The 20,902-nt window shown below is 42.8% G+C and carries 16 protein-coding genes; 7 read left to right on the forward strand and 9 right to left on the reverse strand.

Going from position 1 to position 20,902, the window contains the following annotated elements; genetic code table 11:
* The first annotated feature begins 2 nt into the window (after nt 1-2).
* The gene (locus ACMXYP_RS08235) at nt 3-749 is read left to right on the forward strand and encodes a phosphate/phosphite/phosphonate ABC transporter substrate-binding protein (RefSeq protein ID WP_415884531.1); all 747 of its coding nucleotides are present in this window, start codon (nt 3-5) and stop codon (nt 747-749) included.
* Between the two features lie 32 nt (nt 750-781).
* On the opposite strand, the gene ACMXYP_RS08240 is transcribed toward ACMXYP_RS08235, so the two are convergent.
* The 8 genes from ACMXYP_RS08240 to ACMXYP_RS08275 form a co-directional block, all read right to left on the reverse strand.
* On the reverse strand, nt 782-1,084 hold the full coding sequence (locus ACMXYP_RS08240; protein ID WP_415884532.1) for an antibiotic biosynthesis monooxygenase family protein: 303 nt from the start codon (nt 1,082-1,084) through the stop codon (nt 782-784).
* A 12-nt stretch (nt 1,085-1,096) separates the two neighbouring features.
* Nucleotides 1,097-4,048 carry an EAL domain-containing protein gene (locus ACMXYP_RS08245; protein ID WP_415884533.1) on the reverse strand — a complete coding sequence of 984 codons (2,952 nt, stop codon included), beginning with the start codon at nt 4,046-4,048 and terminating at the stop codon, nt 1,097-1,099.
* Entirely contained in the window at nt 4,035-4,505 is a 471-nt protein-coding gene (locus ACMXYP_RS08250; RefSeq protein WP_415884534.1) for a hydrogenase maturation protease, read from the reverse strand. Before ACMXYP_RS08250 ends, ACMXYP_RS08245 begins: the two co-directional genes overlap by 14 nt.
* Nucleotides 4,505-6,007 carry a nickel-dependent hydrogenase large subunit gene (locus ACMXYP_RS08255; RefSeq protein ID WP_415884535.1) on the reverse strand — a complete coding sequence of 501 codons (1,503 nt, stop codon included), beginning with the start codon at nt 6,005-6,007 and terminating at the stop codon, nt 4,505-4,507. Before ACMXYP_RS08255 ends, ACMXYP_RS08250 begins: the two co-directional genes overlap by 1 nt.
* Nucleotides 6,008-6,018: 11 nt before the next feature.
* Nucleotides 6,019-6,972, reverse strand: a complete 954-nt coding sequence (locus ACMXYP_RS08260; RefSeq protein ID WP_415884536.1) for an NADH:ubiquinone oxidoreductase — start codon at nt 6,970-6,972, stop codon at nt 6,019-6,021.
* Between the two features lie 173 nt (nt 6,973-7,145).
* Nucleotides 7,146-9,284: a Tex family protein gene (locus tag ACMXYP_RS08265; protein ID WP_415884537.1), complete on the reverse strand. Its 2,139-nt coding sequence runs from the start codon at nt 9,282-9,284 to the stop codon at nt 7,146-7,148.
* Between the two features lie 9 nt (nt 9,285-9,293).
* On the reverse strand, nt 9,294-9,722 hold the full coding sequence (trxC, locus tag ACMXYP_RS08270; protein WP_415884538.1) for a thioredoxin TrxC: 429 nt from the start codon (nt 9,720-9,722) through the stop codon (nt 9,294-9,296).
* Between the two features lie 103 nt (nt 9,723-9,825).
* A complete protein-coding gene (locus ACMXYP_RS08275; protein WP_415884539.1) occupies nt 9,826-11,415 on the reverse strand; it encodes an ABC-F family ATPase in 1,590 nt (529 codons plus the stop codon).
* A gap of 219 nt (nt 11,416-11,634) precedes the next feature.
* Between ACMXYP_RS08275 and ACMXYP_RS08280 the strand changes: the two genes are divergently transcribed.
* The 4 genes from ACMXYP_RS08280 to ACMXYP_RS08295 all read left to right on the forward strand — a co-directional run bounded on the left by ACMXYP_RS08280 (nt 11,635) and on the right by ACMXYP_RS08295 (nt 17,955).
* Nucleotides 11,635-12,063, forward strand: coding sequence for an acyl-CoA thioesterase (locus ACMXYP_RS08280; protein ID WP_415884540.1), 429 nt, complete (start codon nt 11,635-11,637; stop codon nt 12,061-12,063).
* Nucleotides 12,064-12,066: 3 nt separating this feature from the next.
* Nucleotides 12,067-12,513 (forward strand): hypothetical protein, encoded by a 447-nt coding sequence (locus ACMXYP_RS08285; protein WP_415884541.1) that lies wholly within the window; start codon nt 12,067-12,069, stop codon nt 12,511-12,513.
* A gap of 97 nt (nt 12,514-12,610) precedes the next feature.
* Nucleotides 12,611-14,260 (forward strand): exonuclease subunit SbcD, encoded by a 1,650-nt coding sequence (sbcD, locus tag ACMXYP_RS08290; protein WP_415884542.1) that lies wholly within the window; start codon nt 12,611-12,613, stop codon nt 14,258-14,260.
* Nucleotides 14,257-17,955, forward strand: coding sequence for an SbcC/MukB-like Walker B domain-containing protein (locus ACMXYP_RS08295; RefSeq protein WP_415884543.1), 3,699 nt, complete (start codon nt 14,257-14,259; stop codon nt 17,953-17,955). The genes sbcD and ACMXYP_RS08295 overlap by 4 nt, the downstream gene beginning before the upstream one ends.
* A 40-nt stretch (nt 17,956-17,995) precedes the next feature.
* Here ACMXYP_RS08295 and ACMXYP_RS08300 read toward each other — a convergent pair whose 3' ends face one another.
* Nucleotides 17,996-18,967: an integron integrase gene (locus ACMXYP_RS08300; protein WP_415884544.1), complete on the reverse strand. Its 972-nt coding sequence runs from the start codon at nt 18,965-18,967 to the stop codon at nt 17,996-17,998.
* 326 nt (nt 18,968-19,293) lie between these two features.
* On the opposite strand from ACMXYP_RS08300, the gene ACMXYP_RS08305 reads away from it, so the two are divergent.
* Together ACMXYP_RS08305 and ACMXYP_RS08310 are read left to right on the forward strand one after the other, a co-directional pair.
* Complete coding sequence (locus ACMXYP_RS08305) at nt 19,294-20,064, forward strand: hypothetical protein (RefSeq protein ID WP_415884545.1); 771 nt, start codon at nt 19,294-19,296, stop codon at nt 20,062-20,064.
* A gap of 91 nt (nt 20,065-20,155) precedes the next feature.
* Nucleotides 20,156-20,506: an SMI1/KNR4 family protein gene (locus ACMXYP_RS08310; protein ID WP_415884546.1), complete on the forward strand. Its 351-nt coding sequence runs from the start codon at nt 20,156-20,158 to the stop codon at nt 20,504-20,506.
* Nucleotides 20,507-20,902 lie beyond the last annotated feature (396 nt).

The following is a 20,902-nucleotide window of genomic DNA, read 5'->3' on the forward strand; positions in this document are numbered from 1 at the left end:
CCTTGAAGCTTAATTTAACAGTCAGTCCGGATTTTTCTCCAGATCATATCTCCGGTTGGTTTATATTTAATACTTGGCTCCAACGTCAATTAGACCGACCGGTTCATTTAGAGCTATATGATAGTTTTGAAGCACAAAGAAATGATATTCAAGAGGGGAAGTATGATCTTGTTTATGCGAATCCCTTTGATGCTTCAATGCTTGTGCGTGAATTGGGTTTTAAGGCGGTTGTTCGGCCTATTTCAAAATCTGATGAGACTGTCATCGCAACCCATGCAGATGCGCAATATAGTTGCGTAGAAGATCTAAAGACCAATAGCCGTTTGGTTGCTACCAGTGATCCTGATGTAAACCGTATTGGCATGATTATGTTGGAGCCTGCAGATCTTGATGGTTCTAACACTGAGTTAAATACCGTTGATTCTTACGTTATTGTTGCGAAGCACTTAATTAACAATAAGGCTGATGCCGGATTCTTTCTGAAGGATGCGTACGAAGATCTATCGGAGCTAATTCGTAAGCAGATGAAGGTGTTGGTTGCGAGTGAAATCAGTGATGTTCATCATGCTTTATTGGTTTCTCCAGAGTTAGAGGCATTAATTCCTCAATTCCAAGAGTTTCTCCTGAGTATGCAGAATGATCCAAAAGGCCAAGGTGTGCTGGAAAGCATGGACTTAGATGGCTGGGAAATCATGACTGAAGAACAGACTGAGTTTATGATAGATCTTATCGACACACTGATAGATTAAAAAAAGCGGCTGAAATAGCCGCTTTTTTAATTTTAAAAGGCTTTGTTATAGCCTTCGAATTGAGGTGGGCCTAAATAGATGCCTTGTGCAGGTTTTGCATTGGCATGTGCTTTTCTAAACGCTTCAGATTTGGTCCACTGCTTGAATGCTTCTTCTGATTCCCAGGTGCTGTGAGAGATGAAAATTGTGGCTTCATCGGTGCTCGGGCCTTGCAATAGATCAAAGCTTTTGAAGCCAGGTACTTCATCTAGATAAGTGTCTCGATTTTTCCAAATTTCAATAAAGTCATCCTCTTTACCCGGAATGATTTTAAAGCGGTTCATAGCAATAAACATAAACGTCTAGCCCTATTCCTTGTTATTCAAAAAATGAATAAATTCATCTGCTGTGATGGGTTTAGAAATATAATACCCCTGTACTTCGTGACAACCTAGACTTTGCAGCAAAGCAAGTTGTTCCTTTACTTCTACACCTTCGGCAATAACTATTTTCCCCATGATGATGCCAAGATGGATGATCGATTCAATGATTGCCTTGGATTGTGGTGAGAACTGTATGTCATTTACAAAGCTTCTATCTATTTTAATTCGATCTACAGGTAGTGAAGCAAGGTACGAAAGTGAGGAATAACCGGTACCAAAATCATCAAGAGCGATACTTACACCTATATCTTTAATCGCCTCTAACTGAGCTTGTGAAAGTTCTGGATCGGACATCGCAGCTGTTTCAGTGATCTCAAGTTCGAGTTTATTTGGAGGTACATGGTAAGTCGTTAGTGCTTCTTTAATATCTGATATCAAATTGGCATCTAGAAGTTGAATCGTAGATAGGTTTACCGCAATTTTAGGTACTTCAATATTGGCATTGGCCCAAGCTGTAATGTGTTCTAATGTTTTATTCAGCACCCAGGAGCCTAACTTTATGATTAAGCCGCTTCTTTCTGCTATGGGGATGAAAACCTCTGGAGATATATGACCAAGTTCCTTGCTATGCCATCTGAGCAAGGCTTCTGCTCCTACAATCTTGTTCGATTGAAGATCTATTTTTGGCTGAAACAAGAGGTTAAGTTCATTATGCTCAATTGCATGGTGGAGGTGAGATTCAATAGTCCGTTTTTGTTGGATACTTTTTTGTAGTTCTAAATCGAAGAAATGGTAGTGGCTGCCTGATATTCCTTTGGCCTCATACATTGCCATATCTGCATTTTGTAACAGAATACCCGTGTCTAAACCGTCAGTAGGTAAGACAGTAATTCCAATACTAATACCAATATGTAATAGATGATCATCAACTTTAAATGGGCGGGTGATTGAAGAGATTATCTCTTCGGCTAGAGTTTTGGGGTCATCGAGGCAAGCAATGTCATTCTGTACAATAGCGAATTCGTCACCGCCAAGCCTTGCTACCAAATCAGTTGGTTTTGAGCATTGCTGCAATCGTCTAGCGACAAGCTTCAGAAGGATATCGCCACTCAAATGACCCAATGTGTCATTCACGTCTTTAAAATTATCTAGATCCATAAAGAGAACTGCAGACGCTTTATGATTATCTCTTGCATCAACGATGGAACTCTCAAGTTGATGTAGCAATATAGACCTGTTGGGTAGATTAGTTAGGAGGTCATGTTCAGCTTGATATCTTAAGCGTTTCTCAGCTCTTTTCTGTTTAGTAATGTCGGCTTTTAATGATAAATAATGACTAATCACACCGTTATTATCAAAGATTGGCGTTACAGACATTGACTGCCAAAATTTTTCTCCTGATTTCTTTCTATTGAGTATTTCGCCTTTCCATCTATTGGAGGCCTTAATGGTTGACCATAACTCTTTATAAAAATCAGCTGACATTTCTCCTGATTGGACAATACTGCTTTTCTTTCCAATAGCTTCTTCTGCTGTATATCCTGTGTTTTCAGTAAACATAGGGTTTACATAAACAATGATCCCTTGAGTATCGGTAATGACAACTTCACTGGAGCTTTGCTCAACAGTGGTCGAAAGTAGGCGAATGTGTTCTTCATTTTTTTGGCTTTGTGTAATATCACGAGTTGTAACTACAAAACCTCCGGTAGGCGTTGGAGCTGATTCGCATTCGATAACTCTTCCATCTGTGAAAGTTTGAATCCATTGGTGTTTGTCAGAGATGAGTTTTTGGCAAGGCGGTATCTGTTGTAGGTCTAAGATCTCTTTGTTGTTACTAAATAGAACTTCATAGGCTGGTATTTGCGCTAGTATGTCGGGATCTACATTAATATTGTTAGTAAATGAATCATTAAAAGTTTGCAGATCACCTATGCCGCTAAACATAGCAACGCCTTGGCTAATAGTAGATAAAGTACTCTGAAGAAGCTGTAGATGTTTCTCAATGTCTGCTTGGCGCTTCTGTTTTTCTTTAGCTTTTACTACGGATATGTCTGTTGCGGAAAGAATGAGTCCTTCCTCTTTACCCGCTCGTCCGTAAATCAAAGTGCCTTTTAGAAGAAAGTATTTTTGGCTGACTTCTTTATGACGTCCTGTTGGATCTCTAAAGCGAATCTCTTGTTCAAATCCATCGTTACTATAAACCGCTCGGTATAAATAGGGCCTTTGGTCCCAGTTGCTTGCAGGAAACCTTTCAATGATTTCAGTTAGGGTCTCGTCACGAAGGAAATTATCCGGAGAGCTTCCAATTAGCTCTTCTGCTTTTATATTTAAAATAGATTCTGCATAAGGATTAACACGGGTAATTCGTCCCTGATTGTCGGTGACAACCAAGAACTCTTCCATTGTATTAGTAATGCTATCAATGAGTTGATTTACGGAGAGAAGGTGACGATTGTTTTCCTCTAACTCGACCTTTTTATGCTCAACTTCACTCAGCATTGAGTCCATAGATTCAAGGTTTGATAGTACCTTCTTCTGCAATGCCGAGTTGACTGTTTTTAATGCCTCTAATTCAGTTTGTTGATCTACATCTTGCTCGCATGTTTCTACTGTTTGGGTTTCAATTAGAGAGCTGTTGGCTGTAATAAAAAAATTACCTTGCCGTTCGACAGTAAAAACACCTGGGTTGGATTTAAGATCAGTGGCTAAACCATGTTTAGGGCAAATTACCTTACCATTGTGATCCACTTTAGCTCTAAGAAGCGAAACATGAGCGTGTTGGCAATAGAGAGGTAGGGCATATAGCTGTTTTTTATGCTCAACTATTAATAGTCGATTTTTTCTGTTTTCAGGGTGAGCTACCCAGCGCATATGGCCTTGAATACTTACTTCTCGCTCAATAACTAAGCGGGTAATTACTTTATCAGGAGTAAACATAGTGTGGCTCCTGATTCACGCGGGTTAAAATCTGATTGCAGGCCTCTGAGACGCAGTTCTCAATAATAGGAGAAAGTTTCTCAGAAAAGCTTGAGACTTGGTGGATTGTTACCGTCAAAATCTCAATCACAAGTTCTTGTGAGTCAAACAAAATGTCGCAATGCTTAATAAGCTCTTCTAAGCCTCCATCGTGAAGGTTTCTGGCATAGCTTGTCTGGAACTCATCTTTAGAGAACCACTGTAGTGTACCCGCATTGTTGCTGTCGGATTGGTAGGCGTCGACCAATATTAATCGAGATGTGTCTTTGATCAAACGAGTAGCTGTCAGACTATTAGTAGCGCAATAGTAAAGATCTACTTTTGACGGCAAATCGGTTTGGTTGAGAGTGTTATAGACTGCATAACCAAAGCCATCATCCCCATGCCATTCATTTCCAAAGCATAAAATCACCGTCATCAAATCACTCCATAACGGTGTTTCTTGTTACTGCCTAGTAGGTGTACGGTACATACTAAACAAGGATCATGAGAGCGGACCACGTGACCGACAGATAAAGGATCATCTATATCTGGAATATCTATACCAATTAGGCTGCTTTCGATGTGACCAGGTTGTTGATTTTGATCTCTAGGTGATGCGTTCCAAGCGGTGGGTGTGATTACTTGGTAGCCGCTGATGGTGCCGTTTTCTACTTTTACCCAATGACCGAGACTTCCTCGAGCGGCCTCAATCATACCAATACCTTCTCCATCAAGAAGAGGTTGGTGGGTCATTGTGGGTTCAGTGATATTTTGTAGAAGCCCGTTCAGCTGTTCTTTCAATAGGGTTATAGATCTTACTTGGCGTTGTATGCGCGCAAATTGTCTTAAGAGGGTGTTCCCACCTTGCTTCTTTAACATATCAAGAAGAAGAGGGTCTTTATCTAAAATAAGCTGCGCTAATGGACCTGTTTGCACGACTTGGTCTTTATAGCGAGGGGCTTTAGCCCAGCTGTAACGCTTGCTGTCAGGATCGTATTTTGGTTGAGTTAGACCGTCATGAGGATGACGTGGTGCAGCTTGGTCATCATGGTACCAGCTGTAACTGATATCCTCAGTAATCTGTTCTTGATCTAAAGGCTCGAAACTTTGGGTTGTAGCATCGTAGATACCACGATTTCGTAATGTATCTTCTGGATTATCTGGATCGATAAGGGAGCCATAACTCATCAATAATTTACAGCCCCCGCCAATTTGATTTAACGCGATATTTTTACCGAATTGATAGAAAAGACTCGCAGCGCCTTTGCCTGTTTCGGTGAGTTCGTTAAGTTTTTCTAGGCTGTCGATTTGATTCCAATGGTCTATGGATACACCAAGGACTTTCGTTTCTAACCAATTGATATAGTTGTCGACTACGCTTAGCGCACTAATGACTTTATTGGTATCAGGTAATGAAGTAACGCCACCTGGGACCATATAAGAAGAGTGCGGCCACTGCCCTCCAAAGATAGCGACAATTTCAATGATATCGCGACTAAATCGAACGGCATCTTGATAAATGCTGCCTGACATATCTTCAAACTGATTTTTTATCTGACTGTACAATTTGAGATTGGAGTAACCGGGGTGGCAAAGATCAGGAGTAAACATTAGAAATGTCTGCCGGCAATCAGATTGAATCTCTTCGGCTAGTAAACAAATATTTCTTACGCGAATTGCATTGGGTGGTGGTGTGATGTGAGACATCGATTCCAATGCAAGCACGCTCGCATACAGATGCGCAGTGCTGCAAATACCGCAAATTCGGGGAGTGATCGCTAGTGAGTCCATCGCTGCTCGACCGATAAGTATCTGCTCAAAACCACGATACATCGTGCCGATACACCAGGCGTTGGTGACCACCCCTTGCTCAACTTCGAGCTCTAATTCTAAATCGCCTTCAACTCGGTTTAGCTGTACTTTTACTCTTTTGCTCATAACCGTACTACTTAAGGTTTCATTTTACGTTCGATGATTCTGATTGGCGCGGCATCGTTAGCGAGGCCTTTATACGCCATGTAGCGAGGTCGACTAACACCTAAAGGCAGTGCAACTGGAATATCGCCCACTTTTTCTGTTTTGAACAAAGGGGCATCTCTTGGAAAATCAGGAGAAACACAGCCTAAACAAGGCACACCTTCACGGGTTTTGCTGCTGCGGTTATTCCATAGCTCAGTATTGCATGTAGCCGTTGTATAGGGTCCTTGGCAACCCAAGTTATAGAAAAGGCAGCCTGCCTCCCCAAATTGTTCCTCTTCAATATCGTATTCATGATATTCATTGCGCGTACAGCCTTGATGAACCATGGTGCTGTAGAAAGCATCAGGCTGGTTAAAATCATTGAGAGGAAGAGGGTAATCGTTGATAAGTGAAATTAAGGTTTGAATGATTGTGTTAGGGTGAGTTGGGCAGCCTGATATATTAACGACAGGGAGGCCGCTTTTACTTCTAAACGAATCAGGCAATAAACCGCCAGGACTTCCTTGGCTAGATTGCATGCCAGTGCACTCAGTGGGATTGGGCGGTGCCGCTGGAACTCCACCGTATGCGGCGCAGGTTCCCACAGCCACAACATAATCAGCTTTTTCAGCTAATTCTTTGATGACAAAAGCTTTAGGCTGATCATTAAAGGTATCAAACATACCGCTGCCGTTTGGGCCAAGGGCTAAACTACCTTCAATGCATAAAATATTTAGCGGTTTTTTATCTGCAAGAATCAGATCAATGTCAGCAATAAGCTCGCGCATGGGCCGCGTAGAAAGGGAAGGCTGCCAAAGGACATCCAGTTTATATTGCTGCACGAATTCAGGCCATGAAGGCTTGTCAGCACAAAGAAGTGACATTGTATCGCCACTGCATGCACCAGCCTGCATCCATAGTAAGTTAGTTGTTTTTGTAACCATGGAATCTACTTCAATCAAGCTATGTGGTTACAGTCTAGTATTAGTTATGGCTTATGTCTCCTCTTAGTTGTTGATTTTGAACAATAAAGATAGTTTTTTAGTGAATGAATTTTAATAAAATAAGCCGCTGAGAATGAATAATTCTCATTAATACTAAAATGAGAATTATTCTATTAATCTTCACGCATCGAGAGTGAAATACGCTGTCTTTTAAGATCTACCTCAAGCACCTTAACTGTGACAATTTGGCCCGGTTTGACAACATCATGAGGGTCCTTCACAAATTGGTTAGCTAATTGTGAAATATGCACTAATCCATCTTGGTGAACGCCGACGTCAACAAATGCACCGAAATTAGTCACGTTAGTAATAGTGCCTTCAAGTACCATCCCTTCAATAAGGTCGCTAACGGTTTCGATGCCGTCTTGTAGAGCAGCGGTTTTGAAGTCTGGGCGCGGGTCTCTGGCCGGTTTTTCTAGCTCTTTTATGATGTCTTTGATGGTATAAAGACCGAAGCTAGAATCTATGTAGTCTTGCGGGTTAAGTGAGCCTAAGAAGTCACTATCCCCAATAATTGATCCTAAAGTGCGTTGGTTATCTTGAGCTATGCGTTGCGCAGCAGAGTAGGCTTCAGGGTGAACGCAGGAGTTGTCTAATACCTGCTTGCCGTTCTGTATACGCAAAAAGGCAGCAGCTTGCTCAAAGGCTTTCGGGCCCAGTCTAGGAACTTTTTTAAGCTGAGTTCGGCTCGTAAAAGCGCCGTTATCATCACGATAAGCAACGATATTATTGGCTAGTGTTGAGTTTAAACCAGAGATGCGGCTTAAAATTGCAGATGAAGCACTATTTAGATCGACTCCAACTGCATTCACACAATCTTCAATAACTGCTTCAAGTGCATGATTAAGCTCGGATTGGTTTACATCGTGTTGATATTGACCAACACCAATCGCTTTGGGCTCAATTTTTACCAGCTCAGCTAGTGGATCTTGCAAGCGACGCGCTATCGACACCGCACCCCGAATAGATACGTCTAGGTCAGGGAACTCCTTAGTAGCAAGTTCAGATGCCGAGTAAACTGAAGCGCCAGCTTCACTCACAATAAGCTTTTGCGCCTTAATTGAATCGTTTTGCTTAAGCATTTCTGTAACGAGTTTATCGGTTTCTCGTGAGCCAGTACCGTTACCGATACTAATCAGCTCAACATTGTGTTTCTTGCTGAGCTTAAAAAGCTTATCAATGGCTTGGTCCCACTGATTTTTTGGTGGGTGAGGGTAGATCGTCGTGTGTTCTAACAAACGACCCGTTGGATCAATTATGGCGACTTTTACACCCGTTCTAAGGCCTGGGTCGAGCCCTAAGGTGGTTTTAGCACCAGCAGGTGCTGCAAGCAGAAGGTCATGAAGATTCCGGCTAAAGACTTTAATTGCCTCAGTTTCAGCGGAATCCTTTTGTTTTGCTATCAGATCTTTAGTGAGTTTAGATTTGATACGACTTTGCCAGGCTGTATGCACCGCTTGAGTGAGCCATTTCCCTGAAGGTCCGTAGTGAGGAAGACCTGTCATCTTGGATAGGAAATTCTTAAAGCGGTCTTCATCCATATCTAAAGCGGATTTCAGTATGCCTTCATTGATACCGCGCAAAATCGCTAACATGCGATGTGAAGGGATGGATTTAATCGCTTCACTATGAGCGAAGTAATCACGGAATTTTGAACCTTCTCTTTCTTTACCTTTGCTAACAGATACCTTTAGTTTGGCTTCATTCCACACACGCAGTTTAAGTTCAGCCTGCAACTTCAGGTCTGTTAACAGACGATCAGTTAAGATGGCTTGCGCACCGTCTAAACAATCTTCCTTGGAGCTGAAACCTTTATCAGAACAGATAAAAGTTTTGGCTAAAACGTAAGGTTGTTGATCAGGCTTTTGAATGATTTGATCTAGTAATTTATCTAAGCCAGCATCAACAGCGATTTGAGCTTTGGTTTTTCGCTTACTTTTGAATGGTTGATATAGCTCTTCAAGCTCAGTCTTACTATTTATCTGATTAATCTGCTGGTGGAGCGCTGGTGTTAATACGCCATCTTGCTGGAGCTTCTCGGTGATCGTTTGTTTACGAGCCAATAGCGAACGAAGATAATCTAAACGAGCCGCTAACTGTCTTAATTGTGCATCATCTAGCGCACCGGTAGCTTCCTTTCTATAACGCGCAATAAACGGGACGGTGGAGCCACCATCCAATAACTCTATTGCTGCATTAACTTGTTGTGCTTTGACGCCTAGCTCTTTTGCGATCTGATTTGAAAGCTCCATAGAGTACTCTTACGCCTTCTGTAGGGTTTGCAAAATCCATTGCTTTAGCTGAGGTTCTGAGAGTGCGCCTGCAACACGATCGATCTCTTTGCCAGCTTGAAACATCACAAGGGTAGGGATGCTGCGGATATTCATATTCTGACTAGTCCGTGGTGCCTTTTCAGTATCTACTTTTGCAAAGAGCAGTATTTCAGATTCAGCTGCAGTCTTCTCAAATATGGGTTTCATCATCTGGCATGGGCCGCACCAGCTAGCCCAGAAATCTACGATGACAGGTAACTCATTGCTACCAACATACTTTTCAAAAGATTGATCATCTAGCTCAGCTGGTTGATGGGTGTGCAGAGGGCCTTTGCACTTACCGCACTTGCCATCGACATGTGATTTGTCATCAGGAATACGGTTGGATGTATTACAGCTAGGGCAGACGATAATCATAAAGCTCACCAAAGAATTGAAAGTAATTTATGCTAGGGGTAAAAATTTAAAAGCCTGATTGAGGTTAACTGCAATCAGGCTTTTTCTGCATTAGCGCTTAGGTTTATTCTACGCCTTGGCTCTTCAGGTAGTCTTCGTAACCACCGCGGAAGTCGACAATGCCATCTGGCGTGATCTCAAGAATTCGGGTTGCTAGAGAGGATACAAACTCACGGTCATGGCTGACAAAGATCAACGTACCTGGGTAGTTCTCTAGGGCAAGGTTTAAGGATTCTATTGATTCCATATCCAAGTGGTTGGTCGGTTCATCCATTAGCATGATATTCGGGCGCTGAAGGATAATCTTGCCAAATAACATACGGCCTTGCTCACCACCCGAGATCACTTTAACCGACTTATTGATCTCTTTTTGAGAGAACAATAAACGCCCCAGCGTACCACGGATAACTTGCTCATCATCGCCTTCTTGGCCCCATTGACCCATCCAATCAAGCAGAGTTTTATCTTCTTCAAAATCAGCAGCATGGTCCTGTGCGTAGTATCCAAATTCTGAGTTTTCAGACCATTTGATTTCACCCGCAGTCGGCAGAAGGTCACCATACAAGCAGCGTAATAGGGTGGTTTTACCACTACCGTTAGGTCCGATAATAGCAATGCGCTCGCCAACCTCTACCATTAGATTAAGGTCTTTAAACAGCTCTTCATCAAAAGATTTACCTAAACCTTCTACTTCAACGGCTAGACGATGCAGTTTGGTGTTTTGTTCGAAGCGGATAAATGGGTTCTGACGGCTTGAAGGTTTCACCTCCTCTAGCTCGATCTTCTCTATACGACGTGCACGTGACGTTGCTTGCTTAGATTTAGATGCGTTGGCAGAAAAGCGGCTCACAAAGCTCTTAAGATCAGCGATCTGTGCTTTCTTCTTAGCGTTATCAGCAAGCAGGCGTTCACGTGCCTGTGTCGATGCAGTCATATACTCATCGTAAGAACCTGGGTAAACACGTAACTCACCGTAGTCCAAATCAGCCATGTGCGTGCACACACTGTTTAGGAAGTGACGGTCGTGCGAGATGATTATCATAGTGCAGTTACGCTCATTAAGAACGCCTTCCAGCCAACGGATCGTATTGATATCCAAGTTGTTGGTAGGTTCGTCTAGCAACATGATGTCTGGTTCTGAGAACAGTACCTGTGCAAGTAAGACACGAAGCTTCCAACCAGGTGCTACTTCACTCATCGGGCCGAAATGCTGCTCAGTCGGAATGCCTACACCTAAAAGCAGTTCGCCTGCACGTGATTCAGCACTATAGCCGTCCATCTCAGCGAATTCGCCTTCGAGCTCTGCTGCACGGATGCCATCTTCTTCAGTCATCTCTGGGTTGGCGTAGATAGCGTCACGTTCTGATTTAACAGCCCACAACTCTTCATGGCCCATAATAACGGTATCCATCACGCTGAATTCTTCGTAAGCGAACTGATCCTGTTTTAGCTTACCAATACGCTCGTTTGGCCCTTTGGACACATTGCCTGCGCTTGGTTCTAAGTCTCCGCCTAAGATCTTCATAAATGTGGATTTACCACAGCCATTTGCGCCAATTAAACCGTAGCGATTACCTTCGCCAAATTTAACTGAAACGTTTTCGAATAGAGGTTTAGCACCAAACTGCATGGTGATATTTGCTGTGGTTAACACGATATTAGATCCGCTATAGATGACTGCGCTCTTAAGGAGCGAGTAAGGAGATAAATTTTGTACGTATTATGCCAATAACTGCATGTAGGTAAAAGGTTGAAGCGTTGCTTTCTAGGCTGAGGATTCAAAACAACTTACGCAAAACCTTATATACCAAGGTATAGTAATAAGTACATATTGGAATAACAGACCTCCATCTAAGAAGTAGGACAATGCATTATGTCTGAGAAAGACCAAACACAAGAAGTTACAAAGGGCCGCCTGACTACACGTACTATGGCCATGCCAGGTGATACCAACCCTTCAGGAGATATTTTTGGTGGTTGGGTGTTATCGCAGATGGATATTGCGGCGGGTATCTGTGCAGGCCAGCGCGCGCAAACCCGTGTAGTGACTATGGCGGTAGATAGCATGTCTTTCATCCGTCCAGTAAAAGTGGGTGATGTACTGGGTGTCTATACGGAAATTGTAAAAGTAGGCCGTACATCGATGCAGATTCACGTTGAAGCTTGGGTGCGCCGTAGTCGTATTGGTAAACGTGAAAAAGTAACACAGGCGATTTTTAAGTTTGTCGCGATCGATGATGATGGCGTACCAACACCTGTTCCTGCAGAAGCCGATCTGCCAGCTTACGTTTTGGAAGATTAATCCGTGATTACATTTTCGCTTATCAATAAATTGTCTGCGCCAGAAGTAGAACCTCAATCTGATGTTCGTTACCTACTGAGGCAAGAGGGGCGCAAGCAAAGTTTGCTGCTGTGTTATGCGCTAAAACGGGACTTCCTTTCAGTACCCAAAACTTATTCGATTGTCGAATTCAGTGCTGATGAAGTGCTTGAAGTTCATCAGATGTCTATTGAGGACTATCTCGATGGTTTCGAAGAGGAGATGGATATACCGCAGGCGGGCTTTTATCAATTCGATACCGATGAGCCAGAGGAGGCTAGCGCTGATGACGAGGATGAGACCGATGTCCTTGTGCTAGTGATTAGCGACAGTGTCTTTGAAGTTACCTACCAATCGCTCAAACAGCACGAAGATATCTATCACTGTGCTAATGCTGAACAGGCATTAATACAGTATTTAACCGCTGAATAAATACCTAACTAACACCACCATATTACAGTGACTATGGATGGTGCTAAAAGCGGTAACAATATAATATGAGCTTCACCTCAATGGAGGTGAAGTTTCATTGTATCTATGGATTGCCGAGCCTTACTTAATGCGCATTTTACACACCTCTGACTGGCACTTAGGTCAGCACTTTATTGGAAAAAGTCGATTAGCCGAACACCAAGAGTTTATTAAATGGCTATTAGGTGAAATTCAATCAAATCAAATAGATGCGCTAATAATATCAGGTGATATCTACGATACAGGTTCGCCACCAAGTTATGCTCGCGAGCTATATAATCAATTGGTTATCGAAGTAAATAAACTCGATTGTCAGTTAGTGGTTTTAGGCGGTAATCATGACTCTGTTTCTACGCTGAATGAATCCAAAGGCCTGCTCAAACATCTCAATGCAGAAGTCATAGCGAGTGTTGAATCAGAACTTGAGCAGCAGATTATTACCTTGAATCATCGCTCAGGTGAACCGGCTGCCATCCTGTGTGCAATTCCTTATATTCGTCCTCGTGATGTGATGCAAAGTGCCGCAGATCAATCGGCAAAAGATAAAGCGCATTCGTTAGGCACAGCAATCGCAGAACACTATCAAGCCATCTATGATCTGGCTGATCAAAAGCGAAAAGACCTTGGACTGTCGATCCCGATCATTGCTACGGGGCATTTAACGGCAATGGGTGTTAAAACCTCCGAGTCTGTTCGCGATATCTATGTTGGTAATCTAGAGGCATTTCCAGCCAGTGCATTCCCACCAGCAGATTACATCGCTTTAGGCCATATTCACCGCCCGCAATTAGTCGCTAAGTCTGAACATATTCGCTATTGCGGCTCACCAATCCCTTTAAGCTTTGATGAGATCGGTACGCAAAAGCAGGTATTGATGGTTGAATTTGAACAAAGCCATTTAAAAGAGATAACACCGCTTTTAGTGCCGACCTTCCAGCCAATGGCAAGCATCAAGGGTGATCTTGATTCGATTAAAGCGCAGTTGGATGAACTTGAAGCTGAACAGCATGAACTTCCTGTTTGGTTATCGATTGAGGTTCAAACCCAAGATTACCTGAACGATCTTACACAACGTGTTGAGCAACTAACTCAAGATCTTAACGTTGAGGTTCTGCAGTTACGAAGGGCGCGCAAACAGATCCAGCGAGGTTTAGTCGGCAAGGAGAAAGAGACGCTCTCTGAGTTGAATGCTTACGAGGTTTTCACGCGTAGGCTTAACGATGAGGTTTTTGAATCCGAAGCCGAACGAAACCGTATTCAACGACTTAAAGATCGCTTCTGCCAGATCGTAACGACTGTAGAGTCTGAAAATGATCTTCCTGCAACTAAGCCAGCGGATGAGTTCTTATCTACAACACAGTTCTCTCTTGCTCAAGACTGCCCAGAGCAAGAGAAAGAGCAAGAAGAACACTTGGAATCAGAGGATTTAGAATATCCTAGTGAGCATGCTGCAGTCGAAGAATCTAATAGTGCTTCTGAATCAGAAGAGCTTGGACAGGAAAAAGACCAAGACCATAACACTCTAAATCTGTTTTCTTTAGAGAGTGATTCTTCCGATGAGCCAAAATCCATTGCAGTTAAAAACAAGCACGCAAAAGGCAAAACGGAAAAAGTTGAGCAGGCTAAACAGCTAAATGACACTAAGATCGATCAAGACGATCTTTTCTCTGCTTTAGCTCCAGATACAGCAGAGGAGAATAGCCTGTGAAAATATTAACGCTGCGTTTTAAAAACATTAACTCACTGAAGGGTGAGTGGAAGATCGATTTTACTCAATCTCCGTTTATCGATAATGGTCTTTTTGCCATCACAGGCCAAACAGGTGCCGGTAAGACGACTATTTTAGATGCGATCTGCTTGGCCCTGTATCACCGTACGCCACGCTTAGGGACTATCTCTAAAAGCACGAATGAGCTTATGACCCGCGGTACAGCGGACGCGCTTGCAGAAGTTGAGTTCGAAGTAAAAGGTAAATGCTATCGTGCGTTTTGGAGTCAACGTCGTTCCAGAGATCAGGTCGACGGTAATCTACAAGAAGCCAAAGTTGAATTGGCAGAGGTAGGTGAAAGCGGTGAAGGTAAAATCATTGCTTCACAGGTTAAGCAGAAGAATGAGCTAATCGAGACAATCAGCGGCTTAAACTTTGACCGCTTTACTAAATCCATGATGCTGTCTCAAGGCCAATTCGCAGCGTTTCTCAATGCTGATGCAAATGAAAGAGCCGGATTGCTGGAAGAGTTAACCGGTACGGCTATCTACAGCTTGATATCAGAGAAGGTATACGAGCAGTTTAAAGAGGCAGATAACCACCTCAAACAACTGGAAGCACAGGCTAAAGGTGTTGAGTTGTTATCGGATGAGAAGATTGCTGAGCTTAAATCCGAACAATCAGCGATTAGTGCACAACTTAAAACCTTAGAGAAAGAGCAGAGCGAACAGCAATCAAAGGAACGCTGGTGGACTGATCTGCAAAAAGCTGAGCAACAAAAACAAAGCGCTTTGACTGAACAGGAAGGCGTTAAGCAGCGTAAAGAAACGGCTAAAGGCTCTCTAGATAAGTTAGCAGTGTGCGAACCGGCTGAGAAACTAAAAGCTCCGTACCAACTTTATCAAAGTGCAAAGCAACGGCTTAACGATCTTGCACAGATTAAAGAGCAAAATGCAGCTCAATTAGTGTCGGCTACCGATCAGCATAAAAGTTCAGCGCAATCTCTTAATGAAGCAGAGCTAAAACTAAAACAGACTAAACAGCATCAATCAGAACAAGAAACGCTGATTAACGAGCAAGTAGTGCCGTTGGATGCTGAGTGTGAACGGCTTATTCAATTAAAAGAGAGCGCTACTGATGAACTGAAAAAGCATCAGTCTGAATTAGAACAGCAGAAAACAGCACAAAAACAGATTAACGACAAAATTAATCAAGCCAAGGCTGAAACCTCGCAGCTTGAAAATCAAATAGCCGAACTTTGTCATCTTGAAGGTGCTGCAGAGCGTATCCCTTTATGGCGTAGTCAGCTAGAGCAAACACATCAACATACCGCTGAAGTTAAAAACCTGACAGATCACCTTTCAGGCTTACAAAAGCAAATAGATACGGAAAAACAAAAAACTGAGCAGTTACAGCAACATCTGTCTGAAAGTGCAAAACAAAAAGAAAACTTAAATAGTAGCTTTCAGCATGCTCAACAGCAGCTTCAATCTATATTAAATGGCCGTGTACTGACTGATATAGAAGCACAGTACAATCAGCAACAATCGCTGCAAGCAAGCTTTATTCAGGCGAAGAATCTATCTGCTCAGTATATCCAGCTGCAAAGTGAGCAAACTGTTGGCAGTAATGAGTTAAGTCAGCTGGAGGTTACTGCTCAGAAAATTGAAGGCGATCTCACTAATCTTCGTGAGCAGTATCAGAGGGAAGATCAGCAGTTCAAAGATTTAAAGCGACTGTTAGAGCAAGAGCGCCAAATACAAAATCTCGAAGCAGAGCGGGCTAAGCTTCAACCGGATCAGCCTTGTCCGCTGTGCGGCTCAAAAGAGCATCCCCTAGTGGCTGATTATCAACCTCTAGATATGGGCGAAACCGAGCAGCGCTTTGTGATGGCTGAACAAGCGCGTGATCAGCTGAAGACTCAAGGTACTCAACTAAGAGAGCGCTACAACCAATTAACGACCGTACAGATAGTTGGCCTTCAAACCCGCCTGCAGCAGACTAATGAGCAGTTACAGCAGCTCTTGCAAGAGTGGCAAGTTTTACAGCAACTGTGTGGTTTTGGTTTCGAGCCCAACCAGACTGAACAGCTAGATTATGCAATTACACAATTCGAGCAGCAGCTTAGTAATCAGAAAGCTGAAATCCAACAGCTGCGCCAGTTTAGTGAGCAGATCAATCAACAACAGCAAGGGATCCATAAGGCAGAACAGACCTTACAGCAAGCTCAAGCCAACTTAGAATTGGCCAATAAAGAGTGTGATAACCTAACTCAGTTGCAGCTTAAAGATACACAGCGTCTGCAAGAGCTTAACGAGCAGATCGCTGTGGTTAAGCAAGGTTTATCTCAAGAAGTGGCTGAATTACAACTGACGCTACCCGAACAAGGGCTAACGGATTGGTTAAATACGCTAGAAAGCCAAATCGCTAACTTACAGCAGTTACAGCAGCGCCTTGAAACCTTAAATCGCATCCAAGAAACATCGGCGGTTGAGTTAACTCAGACTAACCAATCGCTAGAAAAGCAAACTGCACTCTGTACTGATCAGCAAAACAGTCTTAATGATCTCTCACAGGATCTGGCAGAAAAGCAAGCGACGCGTAGGACGCTATTTGGTGATAAATCAGTTGCCGATGAACGCTCATGTTTGCTTGCAGAGATAGACAAAACTGAGCAGAACCACCAGGAGGTATCAGCTACACATAAACAGCACGAAACCGAGCTAACCCGTTTGCAAACAATGATTACTGAGCAAGAACAACAGCTGGGTCTACTCCAAACTGAATTTAGTAGTCAGAAAATTGAATGGCAACAAGCGCTAGAAGGTAGTCCATTTGATTCTGAGCAGGCACTCCTCGATGCCCTAATTTCTGACGAAGAGAGGCAGCAGTTAAAAGCGCTAAGCGAAGAGATCGCCAAAGCTGAGCAGCATTCTCAAGCTTTGCTTAAACAATCTGAGCAACAGCTGGAAGCGTTACAGCAAGCTGGATCAGAAAAACAGTATGAAAATATAGATGGTGAGCAAGTCGCTCTAGAATTGGCTGAGTTAGATAATCAGATTAAACAGCTTTTACTTCAAAAAGGTCAAGGTACCGCACTGCTACAAGACAACGAAAATCGCCGTGAATCGCAACAGCAGCTATTTGCTGAGGTAGAGCAGTCAAAACAAGAATATGATGATCTTTCCTATTTGAACTCCCTTATTGGCTCTCAAAAGGGAGATAAATTCCGCCGCTTTGCTCAAGGCCTAACACTCGACCATTTGGTTCACCTAGCGAACAAACAGCTAGAACGTCTGCATGGTCGTTATATGCTGCAGAGAAAACAATCGGGTGCTCTAGAGCTTCAAGTACTGGATACCTGGCAAGCAGATACCGTGCGCGATACCAAAACATTATCAGGCGGTGAAAGCTTCCTAGTCAGCTTGGCATTAGCATTGGCCCTGTCAGATCTTGTTAGTCAGAAAACCAGTATCGATTCACTGTTCTTGGATGAAGGTTTCGGTACCCTCGATAGTGAAACCTTAGATACGGCATTGGATGCGTTGGATAGCCTAAATGCATCAGGCAAGATGATTGGTGTTATCAGTCATATTGAAGCAATGAAAGAGCGCATCCCAGTGCAGATTAAAGTTAAGAAGATGAGTGGGTTGGGTACGAGTAGGTTGGAAGAGCAGTATTCGATGGCAGGTTGAACAGAGAGCTAGATTCAATCTAGCCCTCATAAATATATTTCTATAGATCTTGTAATGGACTAATAACAGCTCGACCACCGCGATTAAGCACATGGGTATAGATTTCAGTAGTTCTTACGTCGCTATGCCCAAGCTGTTCTTGCACCGTTCTTATATCCGCACCGCGTTCTAAGAGGTGTGTTGCAAAACTATGGCGAAGGCTATGGCAGGTTGCGGGTTTGTTTATCCCACTCTTAACGACCGCACGTTTGAATTCGCGTTGCATGGAACGTTCGTGGATGTGGTGCCGGCGAATAGCATTGTTATTACGTTCATCGACTAAGCGTTTCTTTGTTGGAAATAAATATTGCCATGCGAATTCGAAAGGAGCATTTGGATACTTCCTTGCGAGAGCAGGGGCTAGATAACAACCTGACCATTCTTCAGAGACCTTATCTTCTTCCCAGCATAATTTGCTGTATTTAATCTGTTTATGGAGTTCTGTAACACAGAGCTCTGATAAGGTGGTAATTCGCTGTTTGTTTCCTTTTCCTTCATATATGTGAATTGATAGTCTATTAAAATCAATATCTTTGATTCTAATCCGACAAGCTTCCATCAAGCGTAATCCTGAGCCATACATCAGCTTTGCGCATAGAAGATAATCACCATGTAAATGGTGGAAAATTCTCCTTAACTCTTCTTGTGTTAAGACGATAGGTAATTTTTTTGGCTTAGATGCACGTTTAAATGAACCAAGTTGTAGCAGTGATTCGTCCCTACCGAAATATTGTTTGTATAGATAGATAAGTGCATTTAAAGCTGTTCGTTGTGTGGAAGGGGATACTTGTCGAGTTACTGCGAGGTACTCAAGGTAGCGTACGATTTCAGGAACACCTAATTGCTCTGGGTGGGTTCTATTATTGAATCTAATAAAATCTAAAACCCAATGAATATAAGTCTTTTCGGTTCTTTTACTGTAGTTTCTAGCGCGAATATGCTCGCGAAGCGACTGAATGAATGGAGAGGCCATTGTACATCCTTGTACTGGTTTTTTAGTCAGTATTTCATGTGGCGTTTAGTTGTGCAAACATAGAGAAACCAAGGAAGTAGGTTAACCTACCTTAATGGATTGATGAGAATGATTCGTATCAATGGTCATTTTTCAATTTTGATGTGGAAACATGACACTTTGTCGCTTTTCTACAAATTAGCCATTCTGAGATTTTAAATATATGTATTTAATATCAAAAGGTTATGCCTAACTTCTAAAATATTAATATTGAAGATATACGACAAAGTGTCGCCTTTCTACATTTCACTTGTCGTATATTTAGCTGTTAGGCGGCAAGAGATCGCATGGATATAGAGATCGCAGATAGAATTGAGATGAGATGCTCCAGAATGCTGGAACGTTCTACCAAAGGATTGCCTGAACTACTTAAAGAGAAAAATTGGAGGGGAGTCCCTGGTGTTGCACATGGAAAATGTAGGGACTCATTAGTACTTGGAATGCTCAAAGCCCGTAAGGGTGAAGACTTAGAAGCGGTATTTGATATTTTCTGTGAGGGAGCTGAAGCTGCCGAGTACTTATTAAAAGTACCTCCATGTGAGCTGCCTATTTCCCGCTTAGACATCCCTCTTTTCCTCTGTTTGATAACTGGTCGCTTTGATTTGGCTCATAAACTAGCATCACTCGTGCTCAGTGAGGAACTAGTGTTTATTCGAAGTAGTCACTTTGATCTTCATACAAAAATGATTGCTGGGTTCATATTAGAGAACCTATCAGTAATAGAGGAAAATGAAAAAGCACTATTTAAATTAACCAAAATATATCGGTGGGAAAAGCAGCGTTTATACTTTGAAATGTACAAAAATATTGTCACTGGTGACGCTGAGGCACTGAATATTAATATAGGCAAAGCGCAAGAGAGTTTTGCCTCCAGAAAAGATGATAAGAAATTTGGCGATCAGCTGGGCGAGTATGGCGGAATGGAGTATAACCAGTTTGCATTGGACTTCATGGGGCTGGGTATTGCCTCACTTGCAGTACATAAAGGCTTTAACGTCCACTGCGACACTGAATACTTACCTCAACAATTAGTGGTGTACGCAAATGCCCGCGCCTAACAAGGCAATGGTTCGGAATTCTAAAAGTTCCGGCCAAAAAGCGGCCTCCACTTTTAAAATCCGCACATTGCGACGTTAAGCACCTAAGATTATGAGCCATAAATATAGTACTGAGAAATTACCCAATGGGTTTGAATACCCCAATGATTTCAATGCCGAGGTGTTTCAAGGTCTATACCCTTGGATTGAAATTAACTGTGAATCTGAATTGGGTGAAATGTTGCTAAATTTAGGCAAAGAGATTGGCAATAATTTAATCCCTTTTGCATCACTAGAGCTTGGTGATGGTGATGCGGCTTGTTTTGACGGTAATGATAAATCTGGCAATCCAACTGTAGTAATGTTGGTTTTAGATGGTTCAAATAGGTCTTACGGATTTGATAATTTCAATCACTGGCTACAGCAGGCAAAACTAGACGCAAATAAATGGGGCGACCAATAAATGCTTAACAAAGCCAAGCAAAGCGGACAGCTTTTCGCGCCGCGTTGTTGCAATCGCTTCGCGATTTTATTGCAAAAACACTCTGCTACAATCTACCGCTGTTGGCGGCGTTGGTATGACTCCCACTGTCAAGTACAGGCACACTGATTCCTGCTTTATCTGTTAAGCCCTTCTTTCAATTAAAGTGAGCGAACGCATCGAATGAGGCCGGTAAGTTCGTCGGTTTTCATGCTGGTATTCGTGGGTTACTCACTTTTCAGTAAGCAGTGCCTACCTTACTTTTTCCGTCGTGACACCGTTCTTCAGTCTATGCTCGTGGATCAACTGCGGGTGCAGCTGCCTGCCTAACGCCGTCGGAGATTATGCCACTGCCGTGGCCTGATCCGATGCACTCGC

The organism is Neptuniibacter sp. QD34_54, assembly GCF_047778055.1.
GTDB lineage: Bacteria > Pseudomonadota > Gammaproteobacteria > Pseudomonadales > Balneatricaceae > Neptuniibacter.

Coding starts and splice junctions, on each gene's coding strand:
- ACMXYP_RS08240 (WP_415884532.1), bottom strand. CDS start 1,084: ATGTTTATTGCTATGAACCGCTTTAAAATCATTCCGGGTAAAGAGGAT.
- ACMXYP_RS08245 (WP_415884533.1), bottom strand. CDS start 4,048: ATGTTTACTCCTGATAAAGTAATTACCCGCTTAGTTATTGAGCGAGAA.
- ACMXYP_RS08250 (WP_415884534.1), bottom strand. CDS start 4,505: ATGACGGTGATTTTATGCTTTGGAAATGAATGGCATGGGGATGATGGC.
- ACMXYP_RS08255 (WP_415884535.1), bottom strand. CDS start 6,007: ATGAGCAAAAGAGTAAAAGTACAGCTAAACCGAGTTGAAGGCGATTTA.
- ACMXYP_RS08260 (WP_415884536.1), bottom strand. CDS start 6,972: ATGGTTACAAAAACAACTAACTTACTATGGATGCAGGCTGGTGCATGC.
- ACMXYP_RS08265 (WP_415884537.1), bottom strand. CDS start 9,284: ATGGAGCTTTCAAATCAGATCGCAAAAGAGCTAGGCGTCAAAGCACAA.
- trxC (WP_415884538.1), bottom strand. CDS start 9,722: ATGATTATCGTCTGCCCTAGCTGTAATACATCCAACCGTATTCCTGAT.
- ACMXYP_RS08280 (WP_415884540.1), top strand. CDS start 11,635: ATGTCTGAGAAAGACCAAACACAAGAAGTTACAAAGGGCCGCCTGACT.
- ACMXYP_RS08300 (WP_415884544.1), bottom strand. CDS start 18,967: ATGGCCTCTCCATTCATTCAGTCGCTTCGCGAGCATATTCGCGCTAGA.
- ACMXYP_RS08305 (WP_415884545.1), top strand. CDS start 19,294: ATGGATATAGAGATCGCAGATAGAATTGAGATGAGATGCTCCAGAATG.
- ACMXYP_RS08310 (WP_415884546.1), top strand. CDS start 20,156: ATGAGCCATAAATATAGTACTGAGAAATTACCCAATGGGTTTGAATAC.